This is a genomic window from Akkermansia sp. N21169 (assembly GCF_029854675.1).
Taxonomy (GTDB): domain Bacteria; phylum Verrucomicrobiota; class Verrucomicrobiia; order Verrucomicrobiales; family Akkermansiaceae; genus Akkermansia.
Map to the genome: position 1 here is coordinate 23,683 of NZ_JARWNC010000035.1, position 17,747 is coordinate 41,429.

The window sequence follows — 17,747 nt, forward strand, 5'->3', positions numbered from 1 at the left end:
CTTGCACAAACAAACGACCAATAACGCATATGGACTGCATATTTGAATATTACCGAACATTCCCAGGTTTCTTCTTGGAACAGAAAACTCAGAAGGAGAATTTGTGATGAAATGCGTATTAATTTCATCGCCGGGCGAATTTCTGGAAGGAGCTGCCGCTCTTCATGGTGCCGGGTATGAGATTCTGCCCTATCCATCTATCCGGAACACGTCTTGCCTGACGGATGCCAAAGAACAGGAAAGTGCCCGCTACTTGGGCAGAAACCCCGCCTCGGTCGAACGTTCCCATGTTCGTTCGCTGAGAGCCTCGTTTATACGGATGCTGAGAGATCATCGCTTTGACGATGATGATATGGTCATTTTCGGGGAAAGCGACGCCTACCCGCAAATTGACAATGCCCGTTTGGAATCCGCCCTGAAACAGGAATTGGCATCCCATCCGGAAACAGATATTTTCCGGCTGTTTTTCTATTTTTCATCACACCCTTGTGCTGGCGTAACAGAAGAAGAATTTCCTGTCTTTACCCCCTTTCAGACGAAATCTCGAGACCCGGATTGCCCGTATGTGTGGGGGACACATGCCATGGTCATCCCTGCCCGAAGCCGGGAACGAGTCGCCCGAGTCTTTTCTCACTACCGTCTGCCAACCGACATTGCCTTGGGTGCGGCAGCTCATTTTGGAGAACTCAATATCCGGGTTTCCAGACATAATCTTTTCTATCAACGTCAACGCACCAGATCCATGAGCAACCGGTACATTAACAGCTGTATCCTCTTCCGCATGGATAAGGAGGAACAAACCCGGAATTCCCTGATCCGTTTACTGAAACAATCGTATCCCGGTTTTCATGTGGCTGTTTCACCCGAAGATCCCTCCGACTCATTCCGTCTCCATCTCTCATCCCTGTTCCATAAAGAAATCCAGCAGGGGTGCGTTTCCCTGATATCCTCTCAATTCCATTCCCGCCCCTCGCCTTTCCAATGGTTTCTTCCCGAGAAATCAATCGAAGCATTCGACTTGTTCATTCCTGTAGAAACATCAGAACTTCCCGACCCTGCTTATTTCCGTTCGATTCACGAATTCCATCAACTGTTACCAAACGGTTTCAGCAGCTACCGGGGAAACTCCCCGTCCGGCGGACTTCTTTCTCCCGTTTTGAGTCGGAAAGTCATGATGCAGTTACGCCGTTACACTCAAACGGATCAGATGGACATTTCCGCCGTCATGCAACGCTTCGGCTGTTGCGACCACCTTCCTTTTGATGAAAACAACCCCTCTTTAACTTCCTGATTGCAATGAATCCTGCATCTTTATTGGAAGGAAAACCGAAAATCGCCTTTGCCGATTTCTGGCCCAATTTCGATCTTCGCCGTAACATACTTTCCTTCATCCTCCAAACCCGGTTGAATGCCGTGCTTGAAGATGATCCCTCACATGCGGATGTCCTGATCTATTCCGTCTTTGGCGACAGTCACCGCTCTTTCCGGGGGACCAAGGTCTTCTATACGGGAGAATCACTCATGCCCCTGTGGAACGAATGCGACTATGCATTGACGTTCATGCACGATGGAAGTGGAGCACCGGAGCGGCATTTTCGTCTACCCCATTGGATGTTCTGCAACTATATCCTGAATTCGGGCAGGATTGAACAATTTCCAAATGATTCGAAATCTCTTGTCCTCCGGCATCGAAAGTTTTGCAACTTTGTCTATTCCAACGGAAAAGCCAGTGAACGCATCCTCTTTCTGAAAACGCTGTCACGATACAGACATGTCGATTGTGCAGGCAAATGCATGAATAATATGGGAATATCCGCATCAGACAAACTCGAATTCTGTTCCGGATACAAATTTACAATCGCTTTCGAGAATTACCCTTCTCGCGGGTATGTCACCGAAAAACTTACCGATGCTTTGGCGGCCGGGAGCCTTCCGATCTACTGGGGAGCTCCAGACGTCATCCAAGATTTCAATCCCAGGAGATTTGTCCACGCACGGGATTTTCGCAACTTCGACGAATTGTCCGATTACATCCGTTACTTGGATCAGAATGAAGAAGCCTATCTATCCTATTTTCGGGAACCGATTTTTACGAAAGGACAAATGAACATAGGGAATTACAAGGCTGAAATAGAAGCTTTTTTCCGGCATTTGATCTCCACTGGTTCAATCCGAGCAACAACGCCAGGGCCACCTTTTATCTCCGAAGGTTTCATTCTCCATAACTATCCCATGATGCCCAGATATGACGACGGCAAACCATGGCTCAACGAGGTTAAAGATCCCGGACTACCATCGGATGCCTCCGGCGAAAAACCGTTCCGCATCGCGGCGTGTATCTCCTCCTACAAACGAGTAGAGGATTTTTTAAGGCAGATTTTATGCATGATGCACCAGAGTTATCCCCATTTGCATGTCTTCGCCGCCTTAAAGGGAGTACCGCCATCAGTAGCGGAAGAATTGGTATTTCCGTATGTCCAGCCTTTCATTGATGCAAAGAAATTGACGTTGCGTCTGTTTCCCAACAAGGATCAGCTTTCCAATTTCCTCGATACGGTGAAAGACATCGATATTTCCGGTTACGACTTGTTCGCCAAAATCGATGACGATGATTTCTACTGCCCGGACTACATGCGTCACATCAGCGATTTTCATGCAACTCTGCCGGAAGGGTATTCAAGCTGGTACCGGGCGGGAGGACATGCTCTTAAGAGATCGGACGGAATTCCCATTCTGTGCCGGACAAATCCATTATGTACCGGAGCTGCCCAGGTCATGTCGGCGCGTATCATCCAGGAATTGTTAATTCTGGAAAAGAATCCTGGCCTGTTAACTACAATGTTGGAAAAATGCCGGAGACAAACCGGATTTGGATCCATCGGTTTCGCCGAGGATCAGTTGTTCAAGTCTCTCATGATAGATTACGGCTGCGGCAACATCGCTCCCTTCCTGGAACGCCGGGGCATTCGGCAACACCTCATCATTCAGCATAGTAACTCATCTGTCATGAGAGGAGGAATGCTCTCCCAGGAATTCCGGCAATGCAATCGGATTCCAAATGATGAAATAAACCATGAACTCATTGTCGATCTGATCCACGACAAATGGACCTCTAGTGCAAGACTATTTCAAGGAAGGGCAAAAAGACTGGATAACTCTCAGGAGGAAGCGGATATTGTATCCTCCTCTCCTCTCGAGATTTCCCTGAAATGGGACCATTGGGGCACGGAGACTTTCACGCAAGAGACACCGGGGAGATACAGGCTACAACAATAAGATCCAACTTTGTTCTATGAACGTTACCTCCGCATCCCGCCGGTTCCCCGTCACGGAACCGGCGGTAAATATCGGTATCGTCTAGGAAATCAAGTTCCTTCTATTTTTCCAAAAGAATGAACATCCCCTTACCACCCTTCAAGGACAGGGTAGAAGACAAGTCAATGGAGGCTTCCATATTCTGAATCCCTGGCATATCGGGCAGGGATGCCTTACCGGGTACAAAACCCAGTTTCCCGGCATCCAGCGTCAGGACCGTATCCACATCCTTGTTCGTCCAGTTGGCCAGGACGACCAGAGCCTTGTCCTTCATCACATATGCCGTTGCTTTAACATCGGGAGATGAGGCAATGACCGGACAAGAGGGATTCCAGTAGCCCAGCATCCTCGCCTCCGCCATGTTCAAGGCATCGTAGATTTTCCAGATGGACGAAGAATCTCCGCTCCATCCCAGGCGCGGAGTCATACCGTGGATCATACCCCGCCAGTAATTATGGCTGTTGAGAGTTTCACTCATGATGCCGAACGGGATACCCGAGATTTCCACCATCCAGAAGTCGGGAGAACTGTTAGGAGAAAATCCTTCCCCGATCCACAGGCGATCAATAAACGGAAACAGATCGGCATAGATCAACAGAGAGTTGGCATAGCCGGCCCAGGCATTCATGTGGTTCCAACTGTGCATGTCCACGGAACGGCGTTTGCCGTCCGCATCCAGCACTCTGCGGCCACGCTTCATGGACTCGCGGTCAAGAGCGCTGTCGTCGATGTAGATACCGTCCAGGCCAATGTTACGAACCATCCAATCGAGCCCCTCCAGATAATAATTGTTCCACCGGGAATCCGGAGTTGTCAGAACGGAAAGATCCATTTCTCCCGCATATTTGCCGTGGTTGAAGGCATTGTGCCAAGCCGGGACAAAATGCGTTCCGAAATTGTCTACGAGCCACTTGTCCGGTCCTTTGGGGTTTGTCACCGTCGTAGCATCCTTGCCGGGGCCGTCCATGATTATCTCTCCACCTAGGCTGCGCATAGCCCATATTTCGGGGATTTTGATGCTGATTTCGCGGGTGGTATAATAAGCTTTAACCTTCAGTCCTTCCTGATGAGCTTGCCCGATGAAGGATTTGAGATCTCCGACAGACGCATCGTAGTAGGGGTAGTTAATAAAGGGATAAATGTCCTTTTTGTGGTGGATGTTGATGATATTTGCCCCTTTGTCTCGGGCAGCCTTTACATACTCGGAGCTGACGTCGGAATTACTGTGATAATACCGTTCCTCCACCTGGTGTTTCCAGTCGAGGGGTTTCACGGGGGTTATTAACAATTCCATATTGAAATCAAGCGATTTACCAGCCTTAAGCGTACGCGGTCCCGTGAAAATCCCGGCCAGAACCTTCCCCTTGCCATCCGGAGCAATCCTGATCCCTCCCTCGCCTCCGTTGCCCCAAGATTCCGGAAGTCTCAGTCGCCCATACTTGTAATACACGTTGACGAGAGGTCGTTTATAACCATCCCCCTTGAAAAGCATGCGCATTCCCGCATTCACATTACCGATCCAAAAGGAATCCTGATGTTTTTTCTCTACATTCCACTTCCAATCAATTCCCTTTTCAGGGAAAAATCCCCCCCGTCGCCCCAGCCCCATGAAATATTTGGAAGCATATTCCGTAAACGGTACTTCGAGACGGACATCCTTGACGTCCAAATCGCGATCGGACTTCAAATTCAACCGGATATCGGAAAAACCGTCGAATTCGAATGTTCCCGTACAGATCAATTCCATTCCGCTGCCAACCGATTGAGCCGTCCATACAACTTTGCCGTCCGATTCCCGGGCCACTTTGAGTTCTCCGGAAGTCCACGTCACCGGTCCCTTGTCGGTTTCAACAACCAGGCGCATACCATCGGCAAGAATATCGTTCTGCGCCCGAGGGATGAGCGTGTTGGCCTCATTGTAGAATGTCCGGGCCATGGAAGGCAGTCCATTCCGTCCCAGCCTTAGGACACCACCCAAATACTGGATATCAGTCCCGCTCTCAGAAGGTATGACTGCCAGCGAAGTATAAGGAACCGTCGGTTTATCTCCGTGTCCGATAGAAGAATTCAACCAACGCAGGCGGGACATCCGGTACCCTTCGTCATCTCCATGCGCCCGAACCGGGAGCCCCTGGACATCCAACGTCACGGCGACCGTTCGGGATAGCCCTTCTCGGGGAGTAATTGTCACCGTCCCCTTGTATGGGCCGGAAGCGCTATCCGGGATATCCACACCGATCCATAACGATTGAAGGTTTCCCCGGACGACATTGACGGCACGATGAAACGGTTTTCCGTAGACATCCACGCCGCCGGCATTGAAACACGTCATCCCTCTGGGGGAAATTTCCTGTCCCTCGTCATTCTTCAGTGGAGAAAACTCGACGCTAACGTCCTTCATGTCAGCACGAGCTGCAAACAAACCAAGCTGATAGACAAAATACTCCCCGGGACTAGTCTTTACCGTCAAGACACCACGCCGCAAAGAAGACATATCCGCCCACCTCTTCGGCAATATCCGGGAATCTCGCAACGCCATTTCCCGTTGATCCGGAAAACAGAACCATTGCGCTTCCGGTTCGCTTTGTATAAGAGCCTCCATGGCCTCCGTAGAAGCACCCACTCGCATCGGGGAATCTTCCTCGCGAATCGTCCCCTGGTGCTTCAAATCCTCGAAGGCATTGGTAATACCGGTGTCGGCCGCACCCGCTATCCAGGTACAGCACAATGTCAAAGAGATCAGAGATTGATACATTTCAAACCAAATATACGCTCCAATTCACGTAATTCTATCCTCTCCCTCTAAAAATGTACTTAGAACGTGAAGCTGGCACCGATCCCGGCAGATTGATTCGTACTCTTGTCCGCTGCTTCAATCCGGTACCGCGCAGACAATGTCCAATCCGGAGACAAGGCACAAGCAGCCGACACCTCCAAACGCAACGCCACATTCCCCGGTTCGCTTCCCGTAGCCGCCCAGGGAATAGCACCATTAGCAGATACACGCGCTTCCGGAGCATCGCGGGCAATATCCGGAAGGACGGCAGCCTCGGCATGAAGGGTCACTCCCTTACCGGCCAGAGATGTAGCATGGCTGATACCAGCCCCAAGCCGGGCACGCAACACCGACATGGAAACATCACGAAAGTCGTAAGTATACCGGCTGCCTTTCAGTGAAAAATCATCCTGTGAGGCATCAATGTACTGGAATCCGGCAAATATGTTTACATGCGTCCGTTCGGATACGGCATGGATCCAATCCGCACGCATATCAAACATCCAGGCAGAACCATCCCAGGACCCCTTGCATGCGTCTCCAGCTAAATCCGGAGATTGGAGCACTCCGTCGACCGATGATGCGGCATACCCAAATACCGTACTCAGAATCAATACATCGCGTTTCTTGGCAAAGCACAGAACATCTGCATACAAGGCACCCGACATCACGTCCTGATCGGAATCACCCAGACCACCGGACATCTTGTTCTTGCCGGAAACCGTACCGAACGATGCCCCCAGAGACCAACGTCCGTCAACATTCCAGTCGGCGCCCATATTAAGACCGTGAGCCTGATAGTCATATCCATGGATTATCCCGTCGTCGCTCAAATTAAAGAAATGGCTGACCGTCGTCATCCAAACGGATCCTCCTCTCCGGGAATCCCCCATCCTGATCCTGGAATATCCATCGCGACCTCGAATCGAATCAGCCATGGAACCCAGTTCCAATGTTGTTGACCATAGGGTATTGGACGTTATTTCACCGATTCCGACCGGAGCTCTGGATCCATCATCGGGGTTCGGAAGAGGTGCTCCGGAAAGATAGGCAAAAATATCACGCGTCACTGTCGTTATGCGACCGTCGCGGAACAGGATGTCCAGTTTCCCTCCGTCCAGCACAGCCTGCCCTGAAGCAGACAAACCAGGAGACACCACGACGGGTCGGACATCCAGCAAGGATTCCGATACCCCGGACAAGTCCAAACGCATGGCCAACAAGCCTCCGGGCATCTGCACAAACGAGGCTCCATCGCCCAGTGAAAGCACCGGATGCACGGCATCCGCCTGCATCATAGCGTCCGTCATCCGGAAATTCAGGAAAAGAGCCTTTTGGGACACTCCGGGCAAGACTACAAAGTCACCGCCCAGCTTCACAAATCCGTCAATCGTCAAGTTACTGCCATTTTCCGCCATCAGCGAAGCCCCCAGGCGTAAACCATCGCGCATCGTGTATTCTGCTCCAGTTGCCAGCTTCAAATTGGCTCCCAGGACGGCACCGTTGGCGATATCGAGCTGGTTCCTGCCAGTCAGTACCACATCGCCAGTCAAGGCTGTATTACCTGCGACGGACAATTTGGAGGAATCATTCAGCACCAGAGCACCAAAAACGCCGGAGCCCTGCCCAAGCACCATCGAAGCACCATCGCAGACACTGACATTGCCCTTCAGGACAGAATTCCCAGCAATCGTTAGATTTCCTCCCTGTTCCAGGCTGTAATTTCCGGCAACTGTCGTTTCACCCGAAACGCGCACTACTCCACCAGAAAGGATCCGAACATCGCCTTCAACGCCGGAACTGGCTTCCAGAATCAGCGTTCCTCCATGCCCCACTGACACATCTCCGTAGTAACCGGTAGATTTCTGCTGAGAATTTCCCTTCTTTAGGAGAAGGGAGGCACCATCCTTCAACACAGTCTCCGAACCAGAGGTCAAATTGCTTCCTGCCTGGAGAATCGTTTGAGAAGACGAATGGGCAACCAATCCGGCAATGGATAAATTACCTGCCGTCTCTAACGTCCCGCGGTTAATGAGAGAGCCTTCTACAGCAGCCGCTGTTCCATCGGCAACTAGGACGAGTGCATTGGAAGCCTCGTTGTCAATGTCTCCCTGCATGCGGATGGTTCCTCCACCCGGCCTATCCAATGTAACAGTTTTCCTCCCGGACAAGGTATCGGCAATTTGCAGGGGACCGACTCCCAGTGCCGAATCGACAGTCAAAAGCAAGCCTCCCTGTTCCAACACCGTCCCTCCCGTATACTCATTCCTCACGCCTACTTCCAACACACCGAAACCGGTCTTCACCAGCTTTCCGCCGCCAACGAGAGAACCCGTCCCCGTCAGGCATACATTCTTGTTGCCGGAGACAATTACCCTTCCCGGCTCCACTCGCCCGACAACAGTCAACGTGCCGCCATTGACAATAGAAACGCGGTCACCGTTGTGAAAAGCATTATCCGGATTGGATGTCCCTCCCCAGCGATCTCCCGCATCCAAGACCCCCCATGTCATGGAACCTGAACCACCTGCATCCCAAGATAAATCTTCGGCCTTTCCGACAACAGTCAGCAGGACTTTATTCCCTTCGGATGAGGAGACGATGTATTCGGATCTCGTTCCTTTATCCTGAACGCCAAGCAGGTTCAATTCGCCAGCCAGCCCCCCGTAAGTCAACAGGGTATATGTCCCATCGCGCGTCAGGGTCACATCAATATCTACCATCGTTTGCCCGGTTACGGACAAGGTTCCCTTCACGTCGACTAAATCAAGAATTCCCCCGGCGGACGTATAACAAAGAGTACCGCCTCCAAGAACCAGATCCCCATCAATTGTCATTTTCCCAACGGCTGAATCGGCAACATGGATTCCACCACCCTGTCCCATTTTCAGATTACCGGAAATATCCACGGCAGCCGTACCGGTCCGTCCGGCATTAAGAGAGTTACCGTTTTCCAGCACCCAATCCGTATTTCCGGTAAGATCCAGTCTACCTCCGGAATGAATGTTCAAGTCTCCCAGAGCCTTGCCCTGCATGGCAAATATGCCTCCGGACTGTACATTGACATCGGAAACGATTGACGAATTCCCAGACAGTACCAGCTTGCCTGCTTCTACCACCGTCGTCCCCGAGTAAAGCTGAGTACCGGAAAGAGTAGCCGTGCCGGTACCCGTTTTTGACAAACCGGCCAATCCCGTCAAAACCGTCCCGACATTACCGGACCGGAGTTCATACGCATCAGCCGACAGGGAACCGCCGGATACATTTCCGCCATCCACTACAAGAGAAGCCGCCTGTGCCACTCCGGAAATCGAAAGAGTGCCGTATATCGCTGTTAGAGTACCACGGAATGCCCTCGCATTCATCAAGGTTCCTGTTCCTCTTACATTCAATGCGTTAGCGACGGATTTGCCGTTCAAATCCAAAATACCACCCTGTAAAGAAATCGCGGATGAACCGAAAGAAAGCCCCCCTCCGGCAACAAGACGCCCCGCAGTCAGGACCGTTCCTCCGGAATAGGAATTGGATGTATTCATCGTCAATGTTCCGGATCCCGACATCGTCAGACTTCCGGCTCCGGCGATCATTCCCGTGCCCAGAAACGTCACATTGCCGGAAGTAGTTGCCAAAACGCTTCCCGGCGTCACCGTATTACGGATCGTCACCTGTCCCGCGCTGTCGAATACGACATTGTCTCCCGTGTAGAATCGGGAGTCGGGATGAGAATCTCCGGCTCCTGAAACAATCCATGTCCTGTCCCCCTGTTCTTCCCAGATACCGTTCCCGGCAGACCAGGCCAACGTCAGCGGAGAACCATCCACAATCAATTTCAGCGTTCCGGCATCACCTCGCAGGTAGTAATCGGTCCGTCCTTTACCGGAACGAACCACGGATGAATCCGTCAACTGCAGAAGCGATATATCCCCGGACAAGGCAAGGTAGTCCATCAAATCATATTCGCCGCGAGAATAGTTACCCAGATCCAGAGTCAGATCCGTTGTCCCCAGCACAGTGAGAGTACCGCCTACATTCACCAATTCATTAATTCCTAACAGAACATTGCCTCCATTAAACGTCAGACTACCCGAAATATCTAGTGTTCCATTAACATCGAGTACGGCTCCCTCAGTTGTGGACAGACTGCCCGCAATATCATTCCAAGTGCCTGATGCATGCCCGGCGGCAAGCGTTTGTCCAGGGCGGAGAGCCATCCCTGTCGCATTTGTTCTCAAAGAACCGCCGTCTTCAATCGTTATATTTTTCCAGACACTACCGGACACGTCCAGTACAGCCCCGGAACGGACCGTCACGGACGAGTTTTCCAACGATCCCGCAACGTTCAACAGACCGTCGGCAACAGTCGTCATTCCACTATACGTCTGACTGCCGCCCAGAATCACTGTTCCGGAACCTTCCTTATTCAAAGTACCGGCACCGGACAAACGAGAAGAAACAGTTCCGGAGCAGACGATAAATACGGAAGCCTCCAGAATCCCTCCTGATACACTGCCCTGATCCAGCAACAGAGAATCAGCCCTAGCCGTACCCGATACAGTCAGTGCCCCTCCCTTCCCGATCATCAGACTTCCCTTGTGGAAGCCGGCATTCAACAATGAAGCCGTACCTCTGACTTCCAGATCATTATTGGTTGTCTTGCCATTCAGATCCAGAGTACCTCCCTCCAGATAAATTCCTCCAAGGCCAAATGCAGAAGCAGAACCGGCTACCAAGCGGCCTGCCGAAAGTATTGTTCCTCCCCGGTATAAATTAACCCCGTTCAAAGCCAGTGTCCCCGAACCAATTTTGGAGAGGCTTCCGGTGCCGGATATGGCATTGTTTAAAGACACTGTATCGGACCGGTTCCATCTGAGTATGCTATCGTTCTCTATGGAGCCGCTCCCCAACGACCCGGTAGTGCCACCTTCTCCGACACTCAGAATCCCTCTCCGAATCACGGTCTTTCCTCCGTACGTGTTCATGCCGGACACAACCAAAGTCCCGGTTCCATTCTGAATCAAATCGCCTTTGCCGGACACGGCATTTGCCAGAACGTATTCATTCGAACGGTTGATTTCCAGGATCGAATCATTCACTACACTACCCGATCCCAGCTTGCCGGTTGTTCCGCCATTGCCAAGTCTCAACGTTCCATTAATAATTGTCGTCGTACCCGTATACGTATTGGTACCGGTCAGCACCATCGTACCGGCACCGGCCTTCGTAAATGCCCCTACGGCAGCATTGGAATTGATGATTCTTGAAGACACCAGCAAATCGGCATCCGCAGCACCATCATCAACTTCGAATCTCGTACTGTTTTCATCGCGAAGTTTGAGTGCAACGTTGGCAATTTCCGACGATTTGGCGGACGCCTTCACTCTGATGACGGAATCCGTCCAGACATCGAAATTGCCGGAGGAAACACCATCGATAACACCACCCGTCAAATTAAATACTGTCTTTTTGAAGGTCTGATTACCGCTGTCGACCAAATGCAGTGTTCCTCCGTTCAGATTGATCGTACTCACGCATTTGTTGTCGCCATTGTATCCGAGGCTATCTCCAGATTTCAAATTTACCCGCCCGGAACTATTGATTGTTAAAATTCCGCGAATCATCCCCTCACTTCCCATGTTATATTTGCCAAGCTCCAGAATACCCCCATTTACGGTTGTTCCCCCCGAATAAGTTGAATGGGCAAGAGACATGGTTCCGGTCTGATTCTTTACAAGAGATCCCGTCCCTGAGATGGAAGCATCTACACGAAAGTTGCCGGTCCTGTCAAAAACGATCATGGCATTGTTAACAATGTCCCCGGATCCCGCACTTCCGGACGCCATGCCGTTGCCTATCCTGAGGATCCCTTCTTCAATTAATGTGCCCCCCTTGTATGAATTGGCACCCGTCAACACCAGTGTTCCACTTCCTTTTTTCGTCAAGACTCCCCCTCCATCAATCGCTCCCGACTGGATCACTTCACCTGTACGGTTGAATACAAGGTTTCCCTCATTCAGTACCTCTCCCCCGCCAAGAGTTCCCGTCGAACCACCCGAGCCCACCTGAAGAGTCATCCCCGAGTAAATTTCCGTCTTACCCCTATACGAATTATCTGCCTGTAAAACAAGGATCCCACCCGTTCCCAAACCCTGTGAATCAAAAACAAGCCCTCCCGTCCCAGACAAATTTTTCACAATCGTCAGAGTACCGGAACCACCGAAACGGAATCCTCCCGTCTCCGAAGTTAAAGTACCACTCAGCGTTACCTTCCCGGTCGTTCCCAAAGCAACTGAATTCAGCCCCAGGGAACCAAAATTGTAATCGCTTGCCGAATCAGCACCAAAATAGAGAATCCCACTAGAATCGCCATAAACATGGGCCATCGCTTCGGCGGGACTATTCCCGAGGTCAAAACCGTTGCCGTATTCCACAAGTATATTCTTCGTCTTCGATCCCAGAGCACGAATATCGGTATAGAACAATTCCATTCCCGAACTCAGCACAATGTTCCCATCGAATCCGCTCGCGGCATCGCTATTATAAATATTGGTCAAAATCAATCTCCCGGAATTGGCACCATTTCCGACATACAGTGTACCGGAACCGGACAATTTAAGATTCAACGTCAGCTCACCACCGCCTCCGCCCAGCCTCCAACCTCCATCAGTTGTCCAGGGAGCCAGGGAGTCCGTCGTACCCAACGTCCCGAGTGCCGTCGCATCCGCCGTACCCAGATTCAAATCATTCCAACCGGAAAGCAGGGGAACATTGTCAATCTTTCCGGAATTCAGGACATACGTACCGGTAGAAGTCTCGTCGATTCTATTCAGCACGGAAGCAATCTCCGTATTGTCCACTCCCAGTACGCCGCCCTTTTCCACAAGCCAATCGCCGATTCCCGTCCCCAGTGCCTGGAGAGACACTGCCTTGACAAGACCTTCTGACACCTTTTTGGAACCACTCATGGAACTCCTTTCCCCAGCCAACACCAACGTACCGGTTCCGGTCTTGGTCAACAGGCCTGCTCCCGTCACTTGCCCCTCCTGACGAGCCGCTCCCTGCCGGATATCCGCCAAATATGCGGAAAGGCTCCCTTGCAAGACAATATCCCCCTTTTGCAAGGACGATTCCCTGATTGCATAAGAACCAGAATTCGAAACATATATATGAGAATGAACGATAGAATGCGCTCCAGCCCGAAAGAGAGCCCCTCCCTTGACACTCACGTTACCCGTATTGAACACGGCATCCTGCCAGTCATTCGGATCCACATAACCCGCAGCATGAATCGTCGGAGAACCATCCACGGAAAGTGTCCCTCCATTAACAGCCCAGCTCCCCCTGTTATCCACATCGCCGGAAAGCGTCCAAACAGCTTGCTCCGAAGATGGAGCAACAACCACATTCAGCAACCCGGCAGCAGAAGAACCTCCGTCAGTAAAACTCCCGAGATACGTCGATGTTCCCCCAGAATATGTCCAGGTAGATGTCGAAGACGGTTTCAAATTGGCAAATACCGCCCCATTGTCCAAATGCGTAATGGTCGATACCGCCATGTCCGTTCCGTACAAATCGAGAATTCCGCCACGGTGGCCGAAAACAATTCCGTTGCGTATCTGCCCTGCGGACATCAGACGTACAATGACATTGCCGCCATTGAGTTTCACGCTTTCAGCAGCAGCTCCTCCCGTCCGGTTCAATACCACCAGCCCCTCCCCTCCTACATTCAAAGAAGCGCTGTTGTTGCCGGAGCCCGCGACAATAAGTGTCCCTTCTCCGATTTTGCGCCATTCGTCTCCAGGAGCTCCCGTCAACTCCGTTGTCAGTACCGCCCCCTTGTTCACGACAAATCCCGCCGAATTCAACCGCCGTGCGGCAACCCCTCCGTTGGAAAGCGTATAGTCGGAATTAAAAGTGAGGGACCCGGCTCCCATATCGACCGACCCTTGCAACACGATCTTGCCTCCCGCCCCTCCGAACACGAGGTTATGGCAGGCATCCATCATATCGTTCGATGCCTTGTTTCCATTCGTCGACGTATCCCCGCGAAAACCGGAGGCAAGACCGACATAATTTAGCGTATTCCCTCCCTGGACGATCGTCCCGTTACCCGAGGAAGTACCGGGCACATTCCAGATAACATTTCCTCCGTTCGATATACTTGAGAATGTACGGTCATAAGAAGAGATCAAATCCACCGCCCAGAAATTACCGGAACGCATCTGGCTAAAGCCGCCATATCCTTCTCCTCCGCCCGACTGTCCGGCTCCCAGCCATTCCCACTGGTCGGTCTTCGGATTGTAAAAATAGCAGGGACTTCCGCTATCCCCGGCCCGGATGCCAATATTCATCGGAGAATCCGCCGAGGGTTCGTCATAATAATACCAGAATCGGTATGCTTCGTACGTCCGGGCATTTCCTATTACCACCGGGCTCAATGCCGGAGACAATTTAGCCTGGCCCTCAAACCGCAGTGTCCCTCCCGTCAAATAGGCATACCCTCCGGCAATGGTTTCATTAACCCCGCCCGGATAAGCTACCTGCTGGGTTCCCGACCCCACACGGACGCAAAGCCTTCCTGACATATGATCCAGATATTCCCTGTCCGTCAGGTAGGCGGCCGCTGTCGCCTCCGTCACAATCTTGGACAATCTCTGAACGCGGTAATCGTAATTATAATCCAATTGATCCCCCCAACCATTGGAAACACTGACAGTCCTGTAGGAATCGTAGAACGGCGTTCCCGACGTAGCTCCAAACCGTTTGGCAAACGTTATTTCCGCATTGTCGTAATCGTGGGAAACCGTCGCAATAAAACCGGGCCCTCCCACCAGCGCCGCTTCTCCCGCATGAGCATCGGCCACCCCATCCAAATTCATCATGTGTTCAATCGTACCGATAACGACACCGTTCTTGTTGCGTACGACGATCTTGTCGGCATCGGCAATAAAAATTCCCTTGTTTTCCGCAAAATCGCGATACATTTGCAAATCGACGAGATGAGAAAGGATACCTGCTTCTGCAGGAATGTACAAGACAAGGGAGTACAGAGGAAGGGCCAGCTTCCAGAATCCATGATAAAAAAAGGGAACATTCATGGGAGTAGATGAGGGAGAGAGTATGAAACGGCACCGATGGACATCAATCAAAATACCGAGAATAGGAATATAGCAAAATGTTCTTTTTTTTCAAGATAAAACCGTACTGAAAGAAGTTATTCAAATTCAATTTTTAGACAAAAAAAACGATTCCTAATTCTAGGAAAAGACAAGGAATCGTTTTATTTTTATATTTATTTTGAATCAAAAATTTACAAATTTATTTCAATCTCCATTTCGGATTGTTTCCTACTAATTGTCATATGAATTGATTTCTTATTTTTGAGCCTGTCGTAGAGAGATGCCGTATTTTTGACAGGCTTTTCATCGATAGCAATGATGACATCGTCCTGGCGGACACCGGCACGATACAGTTTCCCGGAAGGTTCCAATTTCAGAATCAGAACGCCCGTTTCGCCTGAAAGTCCGTATGCGGAAACATCCCCCATTCCTTTGATGCTGCGCCCCTCCATGCCCAGGGAAGCAAAAGATTCCGTTTGGGGCATTCCTCCAGGTACAGCCGGATTGTAGGAAGGCAATACGGGTGTTTTCGCTATCTTTTTCAACCTCGGGGAAACAACGCCGAACTCCATCGGAAAATTACGGAATCCTGTTTGGAGGGCAGGAGAACCCGGCTTGACCCGGTAGTCGCCTCCCGACGGATTTACAAAAAGGGCATCTCCCATTTTTGAATGGACATCATTGCCGGACGCTTCTTGCAGACCATGCGCTTCCCGCACTCCCTTCATACCCGGCACATGGACAAAGTTGGAATCCAGTCTTTCTCCCCATGGTTTGGAGGGCATGCCGCCAGCCGGGAAATATCCGTCTACGAAGAAAATGTTGCGTTCTACCACATCGCCGGAACGCTTGTACCAAACATGAGGATGAAGAGCATTGTTGACGATAATGTTGTTGTACACTTTACGGCCAAAACCTTCCCGGAGCTTCAACCCTCTGTTGAGCAATAGGTTGCTGAAGATCTCATAATTCCCGGAACCGTCGTCGAGGTCGATATCCCAGCCATGGTCGCATCTCCAGCGGCTATTCTTGATAATGGTCGTCTTGCGGGCATCCAGAAAAGGGATATCACGAATCTCATTCCAGTTCGTTAAATCGTTCATATCAAGACCCTTGAGATTCCAAAACCGGTCGCGCCCCCAGGAATTGAACGAACCGTGGTCGGAAGTTTCCTGCACGGTATCGAAAATGTCGCACCCGTCGATAAGATGACCACCCCAGCAACCGTCTCCGATATTGATACCCGCCCTGGGGACATTGTACAACGAACAGTGAATCACCTGAATACCTTCCGCCATAGCAATTTGCACGGGAGCAGTCTGTTTTTCCACTTGTCCGGTCCGTGTTATTAGACAGTCCTTCACCATACAGTCAGCAGGGTAATCGGCACTGCGTGGTCCGGGAGCTTTGTCCAACGTATCCCATGAAAAATTTCCAGCGTCCTTGTAGTCGCGCGGAGAACGGGAGGCATCCCTGTCCCCGACAAAAGCTACTCCATTTCCGCCAATATCGTGAATGTAGCAGGACTCAATACAAACCTTTCTATTGTAATTATTGACGAATACGGCATCCCCTCCCAGGTCGGCAAAATCCGTACCAGTAACGGAACAGCCTTCCGTTCCCTCCATCAAGATGGCCCCGTTGCGGTAAATCGTCCAATCACTCCGCAAAAGAGGTTCCTTGTTCTTCATAAAAGTACGATTCGTCTGCGTCAGAACAAGCTCCCGCACATGGACGTTGCGAACCGGGTTTTCCTGTGTTCCCTTGAATTCCAGAAGACGTTCCAAAACAGTTATTTCCACCTTGGCCCGAGATAAATCCACTCCAGTCTCCGGATAGAAATACAAAATGGATTCCTTTTCATCCAGATACCACTCGCCGGGAGTATCCAGTTCTTCAAAAATATTTTCGACAAAGCGATACGTTTGGTGCGGGCCGGAAGGTCGGTTATTCTGCCAGCCTCCTTCAAGAGAAACGGAACCGTCCGCATTTTTCCCTGTAATCCTGTAATGCATCCCTCCCCACCTGCTCATATGCAGAGCGTGGAAGAAGCCCGTTTCGGGGTGCTGCCAACGGGCAATGCGTTCGGGGGAAACAGCGTCTGCAGCATAGCCGTCAAATATATCCTTTCCGCCTCTGGCATTGGGATACCTCGCCATGCGTTGACGTTTTCCATCGATGAACAGAGCGTCCATCCGGGTATTCCGGGGAACGGAAGCTTTCATGATGCCATCACGATAGGGTTCCCAGGAAATCTGAAGCGGCCTGGCACCGCTTATAATGGCCTTTCCGGGATTGAATGCCTTGATTGTCAGATTGGAGTCCTCCGGATGAAGTACAAGAGGCCGGGTCAAATAATAGGTTCCGTCCTGAAGGAAAATTGTGTTGTTTTTCTCCCCTTTCCCGGATTGAATCCGAGCGGCTTCCAATGCTGCATGGACCGATTGAAAAGGAGCATTCGCACTTCCGGTCCCGGTATCGTTTCCTGCAGGAGACACATAGATCTCAGCAGCAGGAGATGAAATCATACTTCCGACAAG

At 51.0% G+C, this 17,747-nt stretch carries 5 protein-coding genes; 2 read left to right on the forward strand and 3 right to left on the reverse strand.

Annotation, left to right across the window (positions count from 1 at the left end; translation table 11 throughout):
- The first annotated feature begins 106 nt into the window (after window positions 1-106).
- Together QET40_RS05065 and QET40_RS05070 are read left to right on the forward strand one after the other, a co-directional pair.
- Window positions 107-1,291 (forward strand): hypothetical protein, encoded by a 1,185-nt coding sequence (locus QET40_RS05065; RefSeq protein ID WP_280126084.1) that lies wholly within the window; start codon window positions 107-109, stop codon window positions 1,289-1,291.
- A 5-nt stretch (window positions 1,292-1,296) separates the two neighbouring features.
- A complete protein-coding gene (locus QET40_RS05070; RefSeq protein ID WP_280126085.1) occupies window positions 1,297-3,276 on the forward strand; it encodes a glycosyltransferase family 10 in 1,980 nt (659 codons plus the stop codon).
- 100 nt (window positions 3,277-3,376) lie between these two features.
- Here QET40_RS05070 and QET40_RS05075 read toward each other — a convergent pair whose 3' ends face one another.
- The 3 genes from QET40_RS05075 to QET40_RS05085 form a co-directional block, all read right to left on the reverse strand.
- Window positions 3,377-6,070: a glycoside hydrolase domain-containing protein gene (locus QET40_RS05075; protein ID WP_280126086.1), complete on the reverse strand. Its 2,694-nt coding sequence runs from the start codon at window positions 6,068-6,070 to the stop codon at window positions 3,377-3,379.
- A gap of 59 nt (window positions 6,071-6,129) precedes the next feature.
- Entirely contained in the window at window positions 6,130-15,186 is a 9,057-nt protein-coding gene (locus tag QET40_RS05080) for a S6 family peptidase (protein WP_280126087.1), read from the reverse strand.
- 212 nt (window positions 15,187-15,398) lie between these two features.
- Window positions 15,399-17,735: a PDZ domain-containing protein gene (locus tag QET40_RS05085; protein ID WP_280126088.1), complete on the reverse strand. Its 2,337-nt coding sequence runs from the start codon at window positions 17,733-17,735 to the stop codon at window positions 15,399-15,401.
- Window positions 17,736-17,747: the final 12 nt, after the last annotated feature.

Bases quoted from the DNA above. Each gene is read 5' to 3' on its own strand.
- QET40_RS05065 (WP_280126084.1), top strand. From the start codon at position 107: ATGAAATGCGTATTAATTTCATCGCCGGGCGAATTTCTGGAAGGAGCT.
- QET40_RS05080 (WP_280126087.1), bottom strand. From the start codon at position 15,186: ATGAATGTTCCCTTTTTTTATCATGGATTCTGGAAGCTGGCCCTTCCT.
- QET40_RS05085 (WP_280126088.1), bottom strand. From the start codon at position 17,735: ATGATTTCATCTCCTGCTGCTGAGATCTATGTGTCTCCTGCAGGAAAC.
- QET40_RS05075 (WP_280126086.1), bottom strand. From the start codon at position 6,070: ATGTATCAATCTCTGATCTCTTTGACATTGTGCTGTACCTGGATAGCG.
- QET40_RS05070 (WP_280126085.1), top strand. From the start codon at position 1,297: ATGAATCCTGCATCTTTATTGGAAGGAAAACCGAAAATCGCCTTTGCC.